At 40.3% G+C, this 20,395-nt stretch carries 19 protein-coding genes and 2 pseudogenes; 7 read left to right on the forward strand and 14 right to left on the reverse strand.

Going from position 1 to position 20,395, the window contains the following annotated elements:
• The first annotated feature begins 116 nt into the window (after positions 1-116).
• Complete coding sequence (locus VQ00_RS14935; RefSeq protein ID WP_046180925.1) at positions 117-965, forward strand: AraC family transcriptional regulator; 849 nt, start codon at positions 117-119, stop codon at positions 963-965.
• Positions 966-1,021: 56 nt separating this feature from the next.
• On the opposite strand, the gene VQ00_RS14940 is transcribed toward VQ00_RS14935, so the two are convergent.
• The 3 genes from VQ00_RS14940 to VQ00_RS18915 all read right to left on the reverse strand — a co-directional run bounded on the left by VQ00_RS14940 (position 1,022) and on the right by VQ00_RS18915 (position 1,976).
• A complete protein-coding gene (locus VQ00_RS14940) occupies positions 1,022-1,264 on the reverse strand; it encodes a hypothetical protein (RefSeq protein ID WP_172645587.1) in 243 nt (80 codons plus the stop codon).
• A 212-nt stretch (positions 1,265-1,476) separates the two neighbouring features.
• A complete protein-coding gene (locus VQ00_RS14945) occupies positions 1,477-1,656 on the reverse strand; it encodes a YjzC family protein (RefSeq protein ID WP_046180927.1) in 180 nt (59 codons plus the stop codon).
• A gap of 155 nt (positions 1,657-1,811) precedes the next feature.
• Positions 1,812-1,976 carry a hypothetical protein gene (locus VQ00_RS18915; protein ID WP_172645588.1) on the reverse strand — a complete coding sequence of 55 codons (165 nt, stop codon included), beginning with the start codon at positions 1,974-1,976 and terminating at the stop codon, positions 1,812-1,814.
• A 374-nt stretch (positions 1,977-2,350) separates the two neighbouring features.
• Between VQ00_RS18915 and VQ00_RS14950 the strand changes: the two genes are divergently transcribed.
• Positions 2,351-3,355, forward strand: coding sequence for an LLM class flavin-dependent oxidoreductase (locus tag VQ00_RS14950; RefSeq protein ID WP_046180928.1), 1,005 nt, complete (start codon positions 2,351-2,353; stop codon positions 3,353-3,355).
• A 186-nt stretch (positions 3,356-3,541) separates the two neighbouring features.
• Here VQ00_RS14950 and VQ00_RS14955 read toward each other — a convergent pair whose 3' ends face one another.
• The gene (locus VQ00_RS14955) at positions 3,542-3,775 is read right to left on the reverse strand and encodes a hypothetical protein (RefSeq protein ID WP_046180929.1); all 234 of its coding nucleotides are present in this window, start codon (positions 3,773-3,775) and stop codon (positions 3,542-3,544) included.
• A gap of 674 nt (positions 3,776-4,449) precedes the next feature.
• Positions 4,450-5,151 carry a class I SAM-dependent methyltransferase gene (locus VQ00_RS14960; RefSeq protein WP_046180930.1) on the reverse strand — a complete coding sequence of 234 codons (702 nt, stop codon included), beginning with the start codon at positions 5,149-5,151 and terminating at the stop codon, positions 4,450-4,452.
• 213 nt (positions 5,152-5,364) lie between these two features.
• Here VQ00_RS14960 and VQ00_RS18230 point away from each other — a divergent pair.
• Positions 5,365-5,500: pseudogene (locus tag VQ00_RS18230) on the forward strand (IS3 family transposase); the annotation flags it as partial.
• A gap of 192 nt (positions 5,501-5,692) precedes the next feature.
• Here VQ00_RS18230 and VQ00_RS14965 read toward each other — a convergent pair.
• Positions 5,693-6,121 carry an ASCH domain-containing protein gene (locus VQ00_RS14965; RefSeq protein ID WP_046180931.1) on the reverse strand — a complete coding sequence of 143 codons (429 nt, stop codon included), beginning with the start codon at positions 6,119-6,121 and terminating at the stop codon, positions 5,693-5,695.
• A gap of 550 nt (positions 6,122-6,671) precedes the next feature.
• Between VQ00_RS14965 and VQ00_RS14970 the strand changes: the two are divergent.
• Positions 6,672-7,802: pseudogene (locus VQ00_RS14970) on the forward strand (L-dopachrome tautomerase-related protein).
• A 239-nt stretch (positions 7,803-8,041) separates the two neighbouring features.
• Here VQ00_RS14970 and VQ00_RS14975 read toward each other — a convergent pair.
• Entirely contained in the window at positions 8,042-8,290 is a 249-nt protein-coding gene (locus VQ00_RS14975; RefSeq protein ID WP_046180932.1) for a hypothetical protein, read from the reverse strand.
• An 896-nt stretch (positions 8,291-9,186) separates the two neighbouring features.
• Here VQ00_RS14975 and VQ00_RS14985 point away from each other — a divergent pair.
• Positions 9,187-9,474 carry a HesB/IscA family protein gene (locus VQ00_RS14985; protein WP_046180934.1) on the forward strand — a complete coding sequence of 96 codons (288 nt, stop codon included), beginning with the start codon at positions 9,187-9,189 and terminating at the stop codon, positions 9,472-9,474.
• A 659-nt stretch (positions 9,475-10,133) separates the two neighbouring features.
• On the opposite strand, the gene VQ00_RS14990 is transcribed toward VQ00_RS14985, so the two are convergent.
• The 3 genes from VQ00_RS14990 to VQ00_RS15000 form a co-directional block, all read right to left on the reverse strand.
• Positions 10,134-11,594, reverse strand: a complete 1,461-nt coding sequence (locus VQ00_RS14990; RefSeq protein WP_046180935.1) for an alanine/glycine:cation symporter family protein — start codon at positions 11,592-11,594, stop codon at positions 10,134-10,136.
• A 642-nt stretch (positions 11,595-12,236) separates the two neighbouring features.
• Positions 12,237-12,995: an SDR family oxidoreductase gene (locus VQ00_RS14995; protein WP_046180936.1), complete on the reverse strand. Its 759-nt coding sequence runs from the start codon at positions 12,993-12,995 to the stop codon at positions 12,237-12,239.
• Between the two features lie 91 nt (positions 12,996-13,086).
• The gene (locus VQ00_RS15000; RefSeq protein ID WP_046180937.1) at positions 13,087-13,401 is read right to left on the reverse strand and encodes a hypothetical protein; all 315 of its coding nucleotides are present in this window, start codon (positions 13,399-13,401) and stop codon (positions 13,087-13,089) included.
• Between the two features lie 866 nt (positions 13,402-14,267).
• Between VQ00_RS15000 and VQ00_RS15005 the strand changes: the two genes are divergently transcribed.
• Positions 14,268-14,819 carry a glutathione peroxidase gene (locus VQ00_RS15005; protein ID WP_046180938.1) on the forward strand — a complete coding sequence of 184 codons (552 nt, stop codon included), beginning with the start codon at positions 14,268-14,270 and terminating at the stop codon, positions 14,817-14,819.
• A 185-nt stretch (positions 14,820-15,004) separates the two neighbouring features.
• Here VQ00_RS15005 and VQ00_RS15010 read toward each other — a convergent pair whose 3' ends face one another.
• Positions 15,005-15,598 (reverse strand): LysR family transcriptional regulator, encoded by a 594-nt coding sequence (locus tag VQ00_RS15010; protein ID WP_046180939.1) that lies wholly within the window; start codon positions 15,596-15,598, stop codon positions 15,005-15,007.
• A 514-nt stretch (positions 15,599-16,112) separates the two neighbouring features.
• On the opposite strand from VQ00_RS15010, the gene VQ00_RS15015 reads away from it, so the two are divergent.
• Positions 16,113-17,642 (forward strand): amidase, encoded by a 1,530-nt coding sequence (locus VQ00_RS15015; protein WP_046180940.1) that lies wholly within the window; start codon positions 16,113-16,115, stop codon positions 17,640-17,642.
• Positions 17,643-17,743: 101 nt separating this feature from the next.
• On the opposite strand, the gene VQ00_RS18670 is transcribed toward VQ00_RS15015, so the two are convergent.
• From VQ00_RS18670 to VQ00_RS15025, 3 genes are all read right to left on the reverse strand, one after another.
• A complete protein-coding gene (locus VQ00_RS18670) occupies positions 17,744-17,950 on the reverse strand; it encodes a hypothetical protein (protein ID WP_156154083.1) in 207 nt (68 codons plus the stop codon).
• A gap of 251 nt (positions 17,951-18,201) precedes the next feature.
• Entirely contained in the window at positions 18,202-19,677 is a 1,476-nt protein-coding gene (locus VQ00_RS15020) for a protein adenylyltransferase SelO (protein WP_046180965.1), read from the reverse strand.
• A 381-nt stretch (positions 19,678-20,058) separates the two neighbouring features.
• Entirely contained in the window at positions 20,059-20,382 is a 324-nt protein-coding gene (locus VQ00_RS15025) for a 2Fe-2S iron-sulfur cluster-binding protein (protein WP_046180941.1), read from the reverse strand.
• Positions 20,383-20,395 lie beyond the last annotated feature (13 nt).

Genomic DNA, 20,395 nt, shown 5'->3' on the forward strand with positions numbered 1-20,395 from the left:
CCCTCTCCCTTTCTCTATCTTAATATGATATTGTCATTATACAAAAGAGAAAACCAATAAGATATAGAAGCTTTTTGCTCATGATCTGAAAGAATATTGCGATTGGACGTGATGAATTGCGAAGACAATATTTATTGCCAATGCTGCAGGACTCCCGCTATATGATTCTGCCTGAATCAGTCGGGTGGTATTGGGAAGAGTGGAATCATTATGTAGACCGCAAAGCGGGCACGTGGACGACATTTAGCATTCACTTTGTGGTGGAGGGATCGGGTTTTGTAGAGAAAGAAGGAGAGGTCTATTGTTTAAAGCGGGGAGACGCGTTTTTCTATTTTCCGATGCAGGAGCAGAAGTATTACAGCAGCAAAGAAGATCCATGGAGCATCCGCTGGGTTCATTTTTATGGAGAAGGACTGAGCTCTCTTTTATCAGGCCGGGGCTTTCACCGGTTTTCCCTTTGGCATATTCATGATGTGCCCCTGCTCATCGAGTTGCATGAACACACCCTCAGTGAAGCGGAAACCCATAGTTTTTTACACTTATCCCAGCTGTCCACGCTGACTTACGCTTTCCTTGCCGGATTTATGACAAATGCAGAGCCGTGGAATACTGAAAAAACGCCGGAGCATGACAGCCGGATCGGGGCGCTTCTTCCTCTTATGCAGCAGCAGGCATGCGAGCCGTTTGAGCTTGATTACTGGGCCAAAGAAGCCCAAGTCAGCAAGTATTATTTCTGCCGTCTATTTAAACAGGCCACCCATATGACGCCGATGTCTTTTATTACGTTATGCCGCCTGCAGCAAAGCAAGCAATGGCTGCTCGATCATCGCGATATGAATATAAAAGAAATTGCCGAAAAAACAGGCTATCCTAGTACAAGCTATTTTAACAAGCTTTTTTTAAAACAAGAAGGCCTGACGCCGACCAAGTACCGCGAGCTGCATGGCACAGCTATGCAGGAGTGATGGACAAAAGCCTTCCTAATGGACATTTTAGGAAGGCTTTTGTCTGCTGTTTAACGTTATTTGTTTGCGATGGACGAAAGAGATTCATATTCAGATTTTTTAGCGGCAGGCGGGCTTTGACGTCGCTCTTTTTCTATTTTTTGAATCGATTGGTTCAGCAGGCTTTGAATCCCTATGGCAAAAGTCATTTCGACTCTCGGACTAAGCTTTCCTCCCGATTCGATCAGTTCATTTAATTCTTCAAGCTTGTCCTGCATAATGTCTCTAATAAATTCAACATCTTCTTTCACATCCATCAACTTCCCTTCTCTCCTAAAAGAATAGTTTGTTTCTAATCATCCAGTTTATGCGTCTCACTATCCATATATGCCGTTAAACTTTTAACGCTTCTTTCTTCATAGGAGAAGGTGCATGTCCATTTCAAAACTTGTTTGTTCAAGCTATAAAAAAGCACCCTCTTGTCAGCGCTGAAATTAGCACATCCAAGCGGGCTCATTTTTTAATGCGGCTATTATGGTTTTGGTGCGTGGGTCCAAACACGGTTATGATTGGTCGTTTCCGGGAAATGATCTCCCGCTTCCAGCTTGATTTTTTGCGGGTCGTTCACCGTGGTTCCTTTTTCGCCAATTTCTACATAAAATCCATTGTTTGGCGCTTTTTGTCCATGCTTAAATTGATTGTTCTGCCCCAATGCTCTCACTCCTTCTTCGTGATTACGCTTGTAGCCTGTCCGGAAACAATCTGATGTATGAATAATTTTTGCAAAAAACCCACTTATCGTGTGATTACTTCAAACACATAAGAGGGGTCGTATTTAACAGTATCTTCGCAATTGGCAGACAGTCTTTACTTGCCTCTGCCTTTCCGGCCCAGTTGAGAGTTGCGGTTTGCCCCTTTCATTGGATCTTCCCCGGCCGCAAATTCAGCGGAATAATCTGTTTCCTCAATGTTTTTCTTCGGTGTTTTTGCATATTTTTCCACAGCATCTCTTGCCGCTTTACGTTTCACCATCTGACCATCCCTCCTTTTTAATTGTAGTGAATCACCGACAGTTTTCCCGATTCTTCTATTCATATACACGCAAAGCGGCCTCTCTTTCATCGTGATTGCTGCTAATAGTTTCTTTCTGTTAATCTTTCAGCATTTAGTTTAATTCGACCTATCGATGTTATAATCGCTTCAAATTATAAAAACATGTTAAATGAAGAACTCCTAAACAGCGTTCTTTTTTCTGTACGAAATAAAAATGAATACATTCTTTTTATTGTGAAAAACATAAGACAATAAATGATGCAAATAAATTTCTTTCTAAGCATTTAAGTTTGTTTCCAGTGTTACTACTGTTACGATAGTATGGACACTTCATCCAGAAAGGACAAAACGAAATGACAAATATACAAATACCTGTATCAGTCCTAAACTTGGCCCCTATTCGCAAAGGACAGGAGGCGAAAGAAGCCATTGATGCTATGGTCGATTTGGCGCAAGCGACTGAAAAAATGGGCTATTCACGCTATTGGATTGCTGAGCATCACAATACGTCAACACTTGTGAGTTCAGCCACTTCTATCTTAATTAAACATACGTTGGAAAATACCGAACACATACGTGTCGGGTCTGGCGGAATTATGCTGCCAAACCATTCCCCTTTAATCGTAGCCGAACAATTCGGAACGATGGCAACGATCTACCCAGACCGTCTGGATTTGGGCCTTGGACGGGCGCCTGGTACCGACATGAAGACCGCAAGCGCACTAAGAAGATCACAGCATGACTCTGTTTATACATTCCCTGACGATGTCAATTCGCTGCTTACGTATTTTGGGCCTGAAGAGCTTCAAAGTTATGTAAAAGCGTATCCAGGTGTCGGCACAAATATTCCAATTTACATCCTCGGTTCTTCGACGGATTCAGCTTATTTAGCAGCCCAATTAGGCCTTCCTTATGTATTTGCTGCTCACTTTGCACCAAGATACCTAGAGGAAGCCACTTCTATTTATCGCAATCGGTTCAAGCCATCCCAATACCTGGACGCTCCCTATATGATCGTCTGCCTGAATGTGATTGCAGCGGAAAGTGATGAAGAGGCCCAATTTGAATCGACCACGATGCAGCAGTTTTTCTTGAATGTCGTACGCGGCTCTCAAACACCGTTAAGTCCTCCCATCGAAAACATGAATCAGTTATGGAGCGAGCCGGAGAAACAAATGGCGACCTCCATGTCGAGTGTAACGCTGATCGGAAGTAAAAATTCCGTACGGGAACAACTGACAAGGTTCCAAGAAAAATATAATGCGGACGAAATTATGGCCGTCTCTTACATGTATGACCAGGATAAACAAAAACGATCGTATGAGATTTTAAAAGAAGTGGTTGACGGAGAAATGTAAAAATGCAAAAAGCAAGCCCTCTCTCACAAGAGGCGCTTGCTTTTCGTTCTTCATACCAAGTGCGGCTGAACGAGGAAATAATTTTAAAAAAACACCTCTTGTAAAGAGACTGTCAACAAGTATTTAGGATGCTTCAACAAAATTAGATGCTGCCAAGACTATAATCATTCATTGACATCCACTTTTTCACTTAAAGCAATAGCGCCACATTCTCTTGAAGATACATATTCCAAAGAGAAGAAAAGCAAGGAAGCCAACGATTGCAATAATGATGTTTAAAATAGTACCAATGCTTCCTATGTCAAGTAATACAACAAAATCAGATATTATCCCCGATGTTGGCAGCAGCAGCCATACTACACCCGTTAAAAATCCAAGGAAAATTTCAAAAATACTATATGAAGAATGCCCATTATTCATAGAATTTCACCCCCTTTCAAAAGGAATGTTTGTTCACAATATAGTATGCGGATGCTTGAGACTTTGTTTAAGAAAAACACACAAAAAGGCTCAAATAAATCTCTCATACGAAGAGCATGGGGCGCCCCAGTATTTCTTGTTTTAACCATTTTTCCCACAGCATTGTATGATTTCAACTATTGGAAAGTGCCTAAGATCCAATGGTTTATTTTCCACAAGACTTTCTGATCTTCCTTTTAAACGTCTGACTAAGGAGAAGAGCCCATTTTAAGGGGAATATAATTTCAGGCATAAAAAAACCATCTTGCTACTTTTGCAAGATAGTAAAATAAATATCACAAAGTCTTTTCATTTTGTTATTCAAAATACTAGAGCCCAAGCCACTTCTTTATGTCTTGGAAACATTTAAACTCTTTCATAAGTCGTCAGGCTCTCGCTCTTCATATGGAAGCGAACTCATACTTTTCACAAGAACAGATTCGCTTATTTTCTCATAATGGATCCGAAGCACTAACCCTCAAAATAAAGACGAGCCTTTCCAAAATAAACAGCATGTCAGCCTTTATAAGCGCTATATACCGCATTGGAATTGCCCGTCTTTTTATGTTAAAACTGCTTATTTAACTATAATTTCTACTATTTAAAAAATGGTGATCTTCAACGCGTGTAATCGTTCATGTTTGACAATAAAAGACTCGGTAACTTAAAGGCAGGTCAGGCTGACTTATAAAGGCATGATGTGCATCCCAAATATCATACAATTCTTCACTAATGTTTTCTGAAAGACGCATCTCTGTAAGGATTTCTTCATTAAACGTATTGGCTGTTTTCAAGAGATCGGAAGAATCAAAGCCAGCTCGTTTAAATTTTTCCATCCATTCCTCTTCTGTAAGGATGGCCGAAACGCCATATAAATGCTTAACTTCTCTTTCTTGTTCCTTGCAAAGCGGTCTGTCTGCTGTCATTTCAATCGCAATCATCGCTCCCTCTTTTTTTAAGACACGTGACATTTCATGGAGCGTTTGATCGATCGAGGAAGTGAAAGAAATAACAGACTCTGCTATGACTAAATCAAAGGTTTGATCAGGAAAATGCAAATGCTCAGCATTCCCATATTGCACAACAACGTTTCGTTGATTTAGTCTTTCTGCTGCTTTTTCCAGCATGATGGAATGGTTGTCAATAGCTGTGATCGTACAATCGAACGCAGCAGCTAAATATTCCGCCGTCTGTCCTGTGCCACAGCCGATTTCTAGAATGGAGGCCCCTGTTGGGAGATCAAGGCCTGTGAAGATTTCTTTGGTCAAAGAAAAACCACCAGGGTGAGCCCCGCCTATACCAAACTCCGCTAAAAAATCTAGATAGTTTTTTTTCACTCTTTTCCCTCCTTGTTTTACATGGATTATTTTATGTAAAAAAGCGGCAAATGTGATGCTGGGATGTGAGTCCCGCTCCGTTAAATCAATAAAACGCAGAGAGTAGCATGCAAGGAAAATCATAAAAAATGATATTATTGAGCAAGTTTATTTTATATGAACTTTACCGGCATCTTTCCACATTCTACATAATTGAAGTATGGTTCACAGAATGAGTTTGAGAATATCGAGCACTTTAAGCTGGAACTGGCACAATAATATCGAGTACTACAATCACAAGCGCATTAAGACAAAAATAAAGGGCATGAGCCCGGTACAATACCGGACTCATGCCCAACCAGCTGCTTAATAAATAACCAGTCTAACTTTCTGGGGTCACTTCATTAAGCCGCTTTTTTTATACGCCTTTTACAAGTTTCCCTCCACGCGCTACACTCAAATCCATCGGGTTCGAATCAGTCACCTTCACCCTGGCAAAATCTTTGCCTTTTAAGAACTGAGAAAAATTTTTACTCCAGATCCATTTTCCGGACTTAATCTATCATTTTAAAACATGCTCCCATAATCCAAGCTGTCCTTTCGCTGGAATAAATTCATCCAGCATCTTCATATCCTGAACTTCCCAAGCATAGCCACCTACTTTAAAGTCCCCTAAAAAATAGTCATTGCCAGATACGACTTGTCCATCTTCCAGTACTGCCCATGTCTCGTTGTTTTCAGTTACCCTTAAACAATTTTCAAGCCTGCATACAGCAATGATTTTGCCAGTGGGAAGATTCTCTTTTGTATAGCCATGCTTACCTAGCAGCGACTGAATCGCCGCATAGCTAAGCGTGTCTTTATCCATTTTTTTACTTGTGTGAATTGCCAAAGGTCCCCGATAATTCGTTTTCCAGGATCTTGTTTCATATTTGGCCTCTCTAAGGACAAAAAGACTTGCCCAAGGCTGGATCATTGACAAAACCTTCATTCTACCGGCCTCCATCCAACCTATGAAAGTGTACTTTGCCTATAGAGTGTCCATGTAAAGAAATATTATAAGCATAAGCAAAAATCAAATGAGCACGATTATTAATAAAAACGACAGCATTTTAAATCCTGTTTCACATTTATTTACTAAACCTTTCGCCCACTCCTTTTCCCCCTAGTGGAATATATCTATACAAGACAGGTGAATATCATTGTAATGGAGGAGGCAGTGTTACATGCAGGGTATTGAATCAGGTGAATCAAAGGATTTCCAAAAAGATGAACAACGATCGTATTATCCTCAATTAACATCGCTTCATTATCAAAATTATCGGTGTCAGCCACTACCTTATCAAATGTATGGATACTACCAGTAGCCGTATCAACCATACTTTCAACAGTTCAATCTGTATGAACAAGCCCCATATCAGCAAGTTCCGTACCAACAAAGAATAGACCAACAAATTCGATATGTGCAAAAACCCACTAAACCGAATTCATACACGCGGCAGGATCATGCTCTAAAGAGCGCAGACAAAGAGCGGTATCAGATGATTTTTCATTGGAACCATTTGAACTGGAATTTCCCTAACAGCAGCATGAAGCAGCAGTTTGAAGCGAGTCAGTATTGGAAAAGAGCGATGCCTGCTGGAATTAAGGTGGATCAACAAGGAAACTATTATGTTTCGGTGCCGCGGTGGGCTCATGGCATTCCTGCTACGATGAACCGAATTGTCATGAAGAATGGAAAGCCGCTGTTAGAAGCATTTCCAAGCTGGGATTGAAATCAAGCAGGAAATGTGAACGTACTGCAATCTGTACTGGGCTACGAAATTGACGAGCATAACCGGATGTGGATTTTGGACCAAGGAAAAATAGCTTATGCTCCTTCTCCAGAAGGGTCCCAAAAGCTCGTTATATGGGATTTGAATACAAATAAAATGATCCAATCGATCAAAATACCGAATGAAATCGCACCCTATCGAACCTCATTTTTAAATGATGTCGTAGTCGATAATAAGAATGGTTTCGTTTATATAACCGATTCCGGAAATGGCTGGCCGAATCATCCGCTTGCTGGCGCGATCATTGTGTATAACATGAAGACAAAAAAATTCCGGCGTGTACTCGACAGACATTACAGCACGCAGGATTTTCCTGGCTTTGTTTTTGAAATTGACAATAAACCGGTCTTTAAAGACAGACCCATTAAAATAGGTGCAGATGGAATAGCCTTGTCTGCTGACCGTTCGACTCTTTATTATTGCCAGGTGACGGGCCGGAATTTATATGCGATCGACACGAAATTATTAAGGGATTTCAGCACACCGTTAGAACAGCTCAAAGCTTCCGTACAGCATCTTGGCAGCAAAGGGACAACTACAGACGGGATGCATGCAGATAATAAAGGAAATGTATTTTACACGATGCTGGAGGGAAAAGGAATTGGCGTCTACGCTCCTGAATCGAAACGTTTCAGTGAATTCTTGTCCGATGACTTTATGTTATGGGTAGATGGAGTAGCGTTTGATCAAAAAGGATCCATCATTTTTAATAACAACCGGCTTCACCAAATGTTTAAACGAAACCAGACTGAAATCGATTGGGACTATCCATACAATTTAATCATTTGGAAAGCGTATGTTGGTGAAGGTGTTAAATCGTATCTTTATGCTAAATAACGATGTTTAAACAAAACTCACTCAGATAATTTCCCAAAAAAGCAACTGCCTTTGTAGCGGCTGCTTTCTTTTCGGGTTCAATTAGCTGATTAACAAATTCATGTTTTACACTGGGGTTTTCCTTTTCTCTACTGAGAAACAAAAAAGACAACCAAATAAATGGCTGTCTTTTTTAAAAGTAAGAACAGTATATTTTGTCCTCTACCTTGACTCAATGGTTTAAAAAATTATGTTTCTGCTCAATCGAATTCCACGAGATAAAGAGCCTCCCTGCAATTCGGACCGTTCACTGTTTTTTTAAGGTTTCGCATGTCTCCATAATAAGTAAGCGGCGGTTTGTCATTGGCGGTGACGGTAAATGCATACTTCTTTTTCTTTTTTTTAATTTCCGAATAGCCATCTTTCCTCTCAAATCGAACAATAGCTCCTTCTTTTACCGCTTCGATGGCTTCTGTTGGTGTGACAAATTTTTTCTTTGCATTCTCCATAGTAGCCTCCTGTTTTAGCAAAATAAATACTAGCTATCACCGTACGACACACAGCGCGCTGCTAAATCTTTCTCTTTAACTTAACAGTTACCCCTTCACATTGGATGTAAACAAGAAATTTTTTGAACTATATAAGTTGAACAAAGATTCTTACTTTAGAAAACAGTGGCTGTTTGAGTTAGTGCGTTTCGTATAGATGCAAGGATGATCACCGATTTGTTCTGGGATCAGCTCTTCCAAATAACACCTTATTTTTGCAGGCATGGGTCGGCCTTGTGGGGAATGTCTGTCGTTTTTGAAAAGGAGCCGATAGGTGAAGCCTGCCGGACTTCGCGTTCCACGGGCAGTGCGGCAGCTTCCTCGGCTGCGCCTGCGGGATCTGCCGACTCACTGTACGTCCCGCAGGAGTCTTCGTCCGGCAGGTTTCACCAAGTGGTTTTGAAGAGCAGCGAGTATTCAAGCTGGGGAGTTCCGCTTTTTATTGGCGCAGCGATTGTCCCCTTTTGTTTTAGAAAGAATCAGGCTAAACCAGTCTTTCCTTTTTTACATTCACTCATTAAAAAAGCAGAGGCGGCGGGTGTGCGGCGCAGACTCCAGTGGGCCTAGCGGGCCAGATGAGATCGATGCAGCCGCAGAGCGGCGGAAACGAGCTCAGCGCCTGCCCTATGGTGCGCGAAGCCGTGCGCCCGCTGCCATTTCGGTTCTCGTTAAAAGAAGCAAGCCAAAACGGTCCTTGCTCACACAAAAGAGGCCGTAACAATGGGTATGAAGCTGGTTTTTGTTAGGATTATCAAGATACATGATATAATTTATGTAAGAGTTCATATAAAAAGATGTTTTACACTTTGTCTTCTACTGAGTGTCAGCAGCGAAATAAAAAAATCAAAGGAGAAAAAATGTTTACGATCACAGAAAAAGCCCAAGAAAAAATTAAGGAAATGATGCAGGAAGATACAGGAATAGAAACATTTTTAACATTTCGTGTGACAAGCAAGTGCTGTAATGAAATGGAATATGACTTAAGCTTGTCTTCACATAAAAAAGAACAAGATACGATCATTGAATTTGATGAATTTCGTGCGCTTATTAACCCTGCCGATATTTATCTCATTAAAAACACAGAAATTGATTTTAAAGACGATGGATTTATGATCAATAATCCCAATCCTTTAGTTTCAGTTTAATTGTCTGGAACAATTTTAATTTTTTGTTATTGAACAAATTATTTAGACCAATCGAAAATAAAAGTTAAAATTCCCTTTCATTTAACATAAACCGGGCATTTAAATAGATAGGACCTTAATGTTTTATACTGGCTGAAGGCTTAAAAGCGGAGAGGTTCATAGCATTTTCCATTGCCTGGTGCCTAGTAAAGTTAGGGTGAATATGATCGTCGCAACCAGAAATTAGAATCTCTCTATCCGGATCCGCTGGGTTTGCTATAGCTTTCTCAAAGTCGATGACACCATCAAAGTCTTTTTTGATAGGCGTGCGATACTTAAATAATGCCTGAGAAATATCCGCCAATAAAAGTCGAGCACACGATACCCGTAAGACAAATCAACATAGAGTTAGAGATTACCAGTATAAAAGAAAAGAAGATCTTGAAAATGTTGTAACAACTCTTTTGTCGCCTTTAAATACCGGCACAAGCTGGTTGAGCGCGATAACCTCCAGTTTATTCCAATAATTTCCCGATCGGTTCGACAACCTACAAATTCCCCCACAAGGTTTTGATGTTTCGATTAGACAAAAAAAGCCTGCAGACATCGCCTTTAAAATGAAGACTTTGTCTGCAAGCTGAGGTCAGCCTATTATATTTGGCTGGCCTTTCTTTCTATTCTTATAGGATGCGTTTTTTAGTTTCATTTTTTATTTCTTGTTCCCAAAAGTCGGCATTTTTAATTCCCAATGCTTTCGGATCAAATACCGGATCGACTACTCCTTGCTTTCTTTGCTTTTCATAATCCTTTAAAGCAGCCATGGCCGGTTTTGTCAAAATTAAAATCGCAATAATATTTAGCCATACCATAATACCTAATCCGGCATCACCCAGTGCCCAGGCTAATGTTGTTTCATTGGCAGCTCCATAGAAGGAGGCCGCAAGAATAACTATTTTCAATACCAACATGCCCCAGGTACTGTACTTGCCCCGGCTTAAGTAAGCGATATTTGTTTCTGCAATGTAATAATACGCCATAATTGTTGTAAAGGCGAAAAAGAACAAAGCAATCGCTACAAATCCTGCACCAAAGCCAGGTAACACACTGTCAATGGCAGCTTGTGTATAACCAGGACCTACTTCAATCTGCGGCACATTATTTGCAAGACGAGTGCCATCCTCAGTTTCTGTATTGTACATTCCAGTAAAGAGAATCATAAATGCTGTTGCGGAGCAGACGAATAGAGTATCAATGTAAACAGAGAAGGCTTGGACCAATCCTTGTTGTGCCGGATGCGTTACCTCAGCAGCCGCTGCCGGGTGTGGTCCAGTTCCCTGGCCTGCTTCATTTGAGTAAAGGCCACGTTTTACTCCCCATAAAATCGCCATCCCAATCATTCCGCCAAATACTGAGTCCACCGCAAAAGCACTTCGAAAGATAAGGAAAAAAACAGATGGCAATTCTGAAATATTCATAATTATAATAACAACCGATAAAAGGATATAACCTAAAGCCATAAATGGAACGATAATGGTGGCTGCTGTTGCAATTCTTTTTACACCGCCAAAAATAATAAAAGCCAGTAAAAGGACAACAACAATTCCCGTGACATTCTTGTCGATTCCAAATGCATTGTCGATCCCGACCGCAATCGAATTAGATTGAATCCCTGGCATCAAAACAGCCATGGCAATAAGAGCAGCGAAAGCAAAAAGAACTGCAAACCATTTCCAGCCAATCCCTTTTTCGATGTAGTAAGCTGGACCACCTCGGTATTGGCCATCTTGTTTTTCTTTGTATATTTGTGCAAGCGTGGATTCAACAAAAGCACTTGCTGCACCGACGAAAGCAATGACCCACATCCAAAAGACAGCTCCTGGACCGCCGTAAAAGATAGCTGTTGCAACACCGGCAATATTTCCTGTGCCGACACGGCCCGAAAGCGCGATAGACAATGCTTGAAATGATGATACTCCAGCCTCTGAGCTCTTTCCACGGAACATAATCATGATCATTTCTTTAACTTGCCGAACCTGTACAAAACGGGTTAAAACCGAAAAGAACAGCCCGATAGCCATCAGGGCATAAACAACAGGAGTGCTCCACAAAACCCCATTTACTGCAGTAATAAATGCTTCCATAATCACTTCTCCTTTTTTCTGAAAAAGTCTAATAACATTATTTATTTTATTGAACTTGATTCTTTTTTTCTTGCTTTGTTACTTCACCACCTCCTTAATAAAGATATCTGGCTAGAATCTAATTCATAAAAGAAATGGTTTTCACCAGACTACCAAAGTGTTCTAGTAATAAAAATTAGAGGTTTAACACATGCTTCATTAACCAAGTTAAATTGGCTTACATACCTATATTAAATAAATGTTTTCGAAAAGCACCGCCTCGCACTATTTAAAAAATAGTTCAAAAATATATCTCGCCTTTTAATATGTAATATACCAAACTTTACATATCGGTCAATATGGTTTGGTAATAAAACCAAAAAACAATGTTAGATGATCTGACATTGTTAATCATATATATCATAGTACCACTAAAATTTACTATTTTGCAGAAGGAGCAAAATTAAGTATTTAATAAAGGATTTTATTTTATGATTATATTAATAGCATTAGGAGTCTTATGTGAAACGATTGCTAGTATATTAGGGCAGGCAGTTCTGTGATGTTTACGAACTTAGTTACCAACTCAAAAAAGCCGTTAAGATAAAATCTTAACGGTCCTTACAGGTGTGAAAAGGAGTTGATTAATAGTCAACAACTTAATTAAAAAGCAGTCCAACCAGCATCTGCTGTAATGACAGTACCATTGACAAAGCTAGACTCATCACTAGCAAGGAATAGGGCTACGTTAGCCACTTCTTCTGGTTTACCTACACGGGGGTTGATGCCCAATCCAGGCTGGACGCGCCCCATACCAAATTGATTAATCCCTGTCATTGAACTACCGATATTTGTCTCAACCCCGCCTGGTGCGATTGCATTACAGCGAATACCTTTTTGTGCGTACATAAATCCTGTATTCTTTGTAAATCCTACAACTGCATGCTTGGAAGCTGTATAAGCTGCACCAGCTCGTGATCCTTGTAATCCACCAGCCGATGCAACGTTAATGATTACCCCTTTTTCTTTCTCTAAAAAGATAGGAAGAGCTTTGCGTGTTGCACGCATAACACTTGTCGTATTAATTGCAAAGATTCTTTCCCATTTATCATCTTCAATATCACCAGCAGGTTCAAAATTATCCATAATTCCAGCATTATTTACTAAGATATCTAGCGTTCCATAAGTACTAACAGATGTATCAATAAGATTTTGTATATCTTCTTCTTTAGCTACATTTGCCATTACGGCTATTGCATTACCACCAGTAGACTTAATTTCTTCAACTGTTTGATTAGCCGCGTCTAAATTTATATCAGAAACAACTACCTTTGCTCCTTCTTTTGCATAAAGAACAGCTATTGCTTTTCCCATTCCTGAAGCTGCACCAGTTACTACTGCTACCTTATTTTGAAGTCTCATTTTAACTTCCTCCAAATGTCATTGAATTCGTTTTCATGCTAGTTTTATCAAACAGTTGTTTATTAACTAACAGCTATATAAGGAGAGACATTTAAATCTCCCCTAGTCTTTCTGCTACGTTATATTTTTCTAACATTAATTTCAAACTATTTGCTTTTATAAATTCGGTAACCGAATTATTTATCACTTGCTTAACTTGTTCTTTGTTCTTAGCGTTAGACCAATATTCATTAAATTGGGTTGAACCTTTTATTTCACCATTAATCCCCTTTACTTCTAAGCGTTGTATAAATACAAAATCTCCTGATTTATCACTGTTAAAGTCATCGGCATAGTAACGACCTAGAAATATGAAACGATTATGTTCTTGTTCGGCTCTACTACTAATCACGTCTGCTCTTCCCATAATGTATTCCTCCTTTTTTCATTTTACTTCATCGTAAACTTATGGAAATAGTGTATCTATGTCCCAACGATATGTGGCATCCATTTTCAAGTATATAGAGGCCGTGCACTCGTTGGTAAATTATAAGAATAAGTAAAATCTTTATCAACTTTCTCATCTTTACGGATTAACAGTCGTTCAGCTATATATTTTTAGTAATACCGCTTTTCTCCTCCGTTATTTTACGTATCCTATTATACCAGCAATAAGCTGTGGAAGGTTCATTCATGCTTGGTTATTGGTTACCACTCCCTGCCTGTTAGTGGAACAAGAAAATGGGCTGCCGTAGCAACCCATTGCTTCAATTATTGCTGCCTGTTAGCCATCCATGCAGCGCAAGCATTGCACCACAGATTATGTAAGGCAACTCGTTCTTACATGGGAGTTCAAGAAGCCCTTATTTTGTATTGTTTATATGATTCAAAATCCAGCCCCATACTCTTTGAATTCCAGCTTAAGATGCTTCCCCACTCTGAACATGTCCTTTTAATAAAATTTATTATACGTTATCTTTTAGACTAATTGAAAAAATCATACGACGTACTTGAAGAATCCCTATGAAGATGCGACTTACTATTTCAGTGTCTCAAAAGTTGAATGCCTGCAAAGATAAAACTTTTATCAATTAAAAAGTAGCAGAAATGAAAAAAGATTGTGTCGTTCTCCACCCACCGGTTTATCGTACCCATGATAAAAGAGGTAAGACAGTGCAACAGCAGGTCTTTCAGAACAATACTATATGAACATTACTTTAGACGGGCGTTCAAAAAGATTATATAGTATAATGGGTCTACAGACCTAAAAAATACAACAAGAGGAGAACTAGCATGAGTATCTATGACTTTGATTTTCAAGCATCAGACATAAATGGCAATTTACGTTCATTAGAAGAGTACAAAGGGGAGGTTGTTCTGATCGTAAATACCGCTAGTAAATGTGGATTTACATATCAGTACGAAGATTTACAAAAATTATACGCTCGATATAAGGATAAAGGATTTGTTATATTAGGGTTTCCTTCCAATCATTTCGATGATCAGGAACCTGGAAGTAATGAAGATATTAATCAATTTTGCAAGCTTAATTATGGAGTCGATTTCCCAATGTTCTCTAAAATAAAAGTTAGAGATGAAGGTGCCAATCCTCTATTTAATTACTTAACTGCGGTTAAGCCATTTAAAGGATTTAACCAATTTCATCCAGTATCAAGAATATTAAATTCTATTATTAGCGAAAAAGTTCCGCATTATATGCTTGGTGATTCAATCAAATGGAATTTTACAAAGTTCCTATTAGATCGAAATGGCAATGTCCTTCATCGTTTTGAAGCCACTACCGACATTATTGATATTGAAAAAGATATTGAAGCTTTATTATAAAATAGAAAGAGTCTGAACAGAATCACTGGTTCAGGCTCTTTTGTTTTTTCTATCTAAACTATTCCTTGTTTTACATGGATCATTTTATGTAAAAAAGCGGCTGAGGTGAAAATCAGTATGGTAGTATTTCACACATGAAGAATCCATCCTGCCTCTTTCGCAGGATGGATTCTTCATGAATGCTTCTAGATCATGTACCGCATGTTTGAAAAATCACTTTTAATTTCCCGCTCTTTTGAACTATAGAGAAGGATCATTTCATCGTCAATGATTGGGACAGAAAGTTGTTTAATCCGTTCTTTACCACCATAAAATATCCCAAAATCAAGGACTCCTAATTCCAGCAGCTCCATAATAATGGGTGTAGGATGAGTAATAATCTTATACTTTATTTCTGGCATCTCTTTCAGCTCCTCCAGAATAAATTTGATAAAGCATGGCGCTAACCATGATTCAATTCCAATTTGGAGCTGATCAGGGTTGTTAATTACTTCCTGATACGTTCTCTTTACTTCCTTGCTTAAAATACTTGTTAAAACAGCATTAACATTACTGATATTGTGCAAAGATTCAATAGCATAAGGCAAAAAATACTTTCCTTCCCTGGTTAGTTCTACGCCCTTCCAGCTCCTTTCGATCAGTTTAAAATTTAGATTTTGCTCTAATTTATGAATTCTTGAGCTTAAAGTCGGTTGGCTAACGTGAAGGGACTGTGCGGCTTTCGAAATGCTTTTCTCTCGAACAACCATAATAAAGGACTGCAGGGATTCAATATCCATATAAAGTATCCTTTCTTTCTATTAGTGGCACCACATATAAATATTATGAATATCCCGGCATTAAGCTCATTTCTTTCTATTAGTAAGTGACCTATTAACTAATACACCATTATAGCGCTGCTGCCTTGAAAGTAAGTGTAAGCTTGTTATAAAAATTAACAGGTTTTTTATTAACATGCAGAGTTTATCTCATGGAAAAGAATGCACACGTTTTTTCCAAGTTAATCTTCAGTCAGCAATAAAAATTGAAAAATAGATGATTTGGATAACAATGTAATAAATTCCTCGGCAAAATAGTGCCTCAATGATTAAAATGGTTCCAAAACCAGGCCTTAATTGACATCGGCTTGGAATTTTATCAAACTCATCTATTTTCCGTGTTAGATTATCTACCAATTTCATTTTTAAAAATAGTAAACAAATATAAGATAGAAAAGCGAGAAAAAATTCCAGCTTGAGTGAAGGCTGTGATTTTGTTCTCAAACAATTCATTCAATGGAGAGGGGTAAAGCATTTGAAAAACAGTACCTTACTAAAATCCACTAAAGAAGATTTTCGTTTTGAAGAAGTGACCGTGAATGAACTGTTATTAGGATATCAGGAGGGCGCATTTACGGTACAGGAGGTTGTTGAGTCATTTCTAAATCGAATAGAGCAATTCGGGGATACTTATAATGCTTTTACCTTTATGAATCCTAATGCTTTAGAAGAAGCAAAAGAAATGGATCGTTTGCGTGAAGAAGGGAAAACACTCGGACCGCTGGCAGGAATACCAATTGTCATTAAGGAAGCCGTCGATGTTGCAGGATACCCGTCTACATTTGGCTGGGCTCCTCTTAGCAAAGGCAGCGGAGGAATTGAATTAATGCCTGCAAAGGATGCACTCGTTACAACAAGACTAAAAGAAGCGGGTGCCATCATTCTTGGAAAAACAAATATTCCTGCCTTCAGCTGTGCCTATAATGCAAACAATAGTTGGAATGGTCCCACCTATAATGCGGTAAACCGTGAGCTTTCACCTGGCGGAAGCAGCAGTGGTACTGCTATGTCTGTCTCAGGTAACTTTGCTGTTCTTGGTGTAGCCGAAGAAACGGCGGGTTCGATCCAGGTTCCTGCTGCAGCTCAATCATTGGTTGGAATTAAGCCATCATTTGGATTAATTCCATCAACTGGAGTGACACCCCTTGCAGGCAGTACCAGAGATGTTTTAGGACCTCACGCTCGTACCGTTCAAGATGCTGCCATTATGCTCAATGTAATGGCTGGATATTCTGAAGAGGACGTTAAAACAGAAGCTGCTAAAGGGAATATTCCTGAAGCTGGATACCCAGCTTTCCTTGATGCGACATCGCTTAAGGGAAAACGAGTCGGATTGTATGGACCCGGTTGGCGTACAGAAGAACTTTCAAAAGAAACACAAGAACTGTATGCTCTTGCCATTGAGGAATTAGAAAAACAAGGTGCAGAAGTGATAACCGATCCTTTTGCCGGGACAGGTTTTGCTGAATACATGGAGTCAAAGAATGGATTTATCGGAATGGAAACCTTCTTTCATGACCTTGAAAAATACTTTAAAAATTTAAATCCAGAACTTTCTATTAAAAGCGTATTTGAAAAAGCAGGCGAAGTTCCTTGGGCAGAAGGAGGTCCATTACGTTTAGTTTCTGATATCATCAATGCTGAAACAGCATCGGCTGATCCAAATGTTTTGCCAGATTTGAAGGAATTTGATAAAGTGAAAGCGGAGTTGCTGCACATCATTAATACGGTGATGGAACAACATGAGTTAGACGGATTCGTTTTTCCTCAGATGCCTGAAGCGATTCCGTCGCTTCAAGTTGAAATTGTAAAATCAACAACTATCTCTGAAATCAATATCAGCGGGTTGCCACTGATCACAGTTCCGGCCGGCTATTACGAAAATGGCTCCCCATTTGCTCTGGCCTTCTTTGGTAAAATGTGGAGTGAACCTAGTCTTATAGGTATGGCTTATGCATATGAACAAGCAACTAAACATAGAGTTGCACCAATTCTAATTAAATAACTATAACCAGTGAATACTCCCCATCCGAAAGGTGGGGAGTATTCATATTTATTAAAGTATGCTTGTATTCAGAATTTCTAAAAAAGATTCGTGTAAAGTTATCACCTAAATGAATATGCGACATTCCTTTTTGAAAGACGGGTGCAGACGCAATCAAATCTTTCAATGTCATTGCTTGAATTGGGAATGGAAGCCCCTATTGGAAGATCAAGGCGGCTTAAGAAGATTTCTTTGGTCAAAGAAAAACCACCAGGATGGGTCCCGCCTATACCAGACTCTGCTGAAAAATCGAGATAGCTTTTCTTCAACCTTTCTGCTCCCTTATTTTATATTCATCATTTTATGTAAAAAAGCGGGAGAGATGATATTCTGGTGTCAGTCCCCCGCTCCGTTAAATCAATAAAGCACAGAAGGAAGCAAGGCAGGAAAATACCCCATTTTTCAGGGAAAATCATTTCAGCCACAAAAAATCCACCTTGCTATTTTCGCAAGATGGATTTATATCATTTTTTATGATTCCGACTGGGGGCAGAAAGAGCCGTCCCTCATGCTCCTTATATTAGGTTCCGCAAAAGGTTCGGTAAGGACGAAGTGATTGCGGAGGCAGTTTGGCGTAATCATCCTGTTCGTGCGAATACGCATAGGGGCTTGAAAGAACATCAAGCAGCCGCTCCATCACACTGTAGTCTCCTTTTTCCACTGCAGCTTCCAATGCTTCTTCTACCCGGTGGTTCCGGGGAATGACCGCAGGATTGCTGTTTTGCATCAACTGAGCTGAGGAGACTTTCGATTCCTCCTGCCGACCTAGTCTCGCCTGCCACCGCTCATTCCACTGAGTAAATTCTTCGGTTCCAGACAGAACCGTATCTTCATGTTTATTAAACGTTAAAGCGCGGAAGGTATTCGTATAGTCCGCACGATTCTTCTGCATCATACCAAGAAGGTCTTCAACAAGGGATTTATCCTCCGGCTCTTCATTAAATAGTCCAAGTTTCGCTCTCATTCCGGCGAGCCAATGAGTGTCGTACAACGCAGAAAAATCTGAAATCGCACCCTCGGCCAGGTCGATAGCTTTTTCCTGATTTTCATCGAGAAGAGGCAATAAGGTTTCCGCAAATCGCGCGAGGTTCCACCCGGCAATCATCGGCTGATTGCCATACGCATAGCGGCCTTGAACGTCAATGGAACTGAATACCGTTTCCGGATCATACGTATCCATAAAGGCGCACGGGCCATAATCGATCGTTTCTCCGCTAATGGTCATGTTGTCGGTGTTCATCACTCCATGGATAAAGCCAACGAGCTGCCATTTGGCAATGAGTGCGGCTTGGCGCTTGATCACTTCCTGAAGGAGCGAAAGATAGCGGTTTTCATCCGCTTCAATGTCTGGATAATGACGCTCTAGTGCGTAGTCAGCCAATGCCTGGAGCCCCTTCCCGCCTTCCCAATTTGCCGCAAATTGAAACGTGCCAACACGCAAATGACTGGCCGCCACACGGGTTAAAACCGCACCTGGCAGTCCCGTTTCGCGGCTGACCGTCTCACCGGTTGTTACAACGGCCAGACTGCGGGTGGTAGGAATACCGAGCGCATGCATCGCTTCGCTGATGATATATTCACGCAGCATCGGCCCAAGTGCGGCCCTTCCGTCTCCTCCGCGGGAGAAAGGCGTCCGGCCTGAACCCTTGAGCTGAATATCAACCCGTTCACCATCGGGCGTGATCTGCTCGCCAAGCAGCAAAGCCCGGCCGTCCCCCAGCATCGTAAAATGCCCAAACTGATGACCTGCATACGCCTGGGCAAGCGGCGAAGCACCTTTCGGAACCCGGTTACCCGCAAATACTGCTGTGCCCTCCCCGCTTTGCAGCGCTTCGGCGTTTAATCCTAATGATGCCGCCAGCGAATCATTGAGCATGACCAGCTTCGGTGAGCGTACAGGATTCAGGTCTTGACGCGCAAAAAAGGATTCCGGCAGACGGGCATAACGATTATCGAAGTTCCATCCTGTTTTGATCGTTTCTTTTTTCTGTGTCATCATATCCCCCTTCTTCTGCTTTTGTCTTTTTGTTTCCGAATATTTTTTTACATACACATAAATCACGGCATTTCATTCTAACGCAAGGCAGCCCCGATTAGTGTCTGCTTCTTCTAAGTCATTATACCCTTTCCAACTATGGATGACGCCCTTTAAATGAACTGAAATAAAAAGCAAAAAAGATCGCCTCTAATAAAGTAATCTTTTACAGCAAATCCTTGCCGGTAAGGATTTGCAAGGGTTTTTGTTGTATCATTCCTGCTGCGTCCAAACCAGCGATCTCTTGGTCATCAAAACGGGTTCCTTTATTTAGTACGTATCGATGACGTTTCATCAAATTGTTAGTGCGAACCAAGCAGCAGCACATAATCCTTTTACAGCTTATTCAGCCGGTCTTGGACCTGGATCCATGCCGCTGTTTTGCACTGTCATAATGGGGCGGACAGTCATCTCACCATTTACCCGAACTTGACAAGATAAACGTATATGATCATCAACCAATCCCTTTTCATCAAATGCTTTTTTTTCGATATTGGTTAAATCATCAAAGTTGCCTTCCAATATTTCTACTCGGCACGTTGTACATCTGGCTTTGCCGCCGCATCGATGCAGGATATCTACACCATTATCTTCTAACGCCAGCACCAGCTTCTTTCCTGTTTCAACTTCAAACGTGTCCAGCCCTGAAACCGTTAATTTGGGCATACTATCATCTCCT

This window comes from Domibacillus tundrae (assembly GCF_000970675.1).
GTDB classification, from domain to species: Bacteria; Bacillota; Bacilli; order Bacillales; family Domibacillaceae; genus Domibacillus; species Domibacillus tundrae.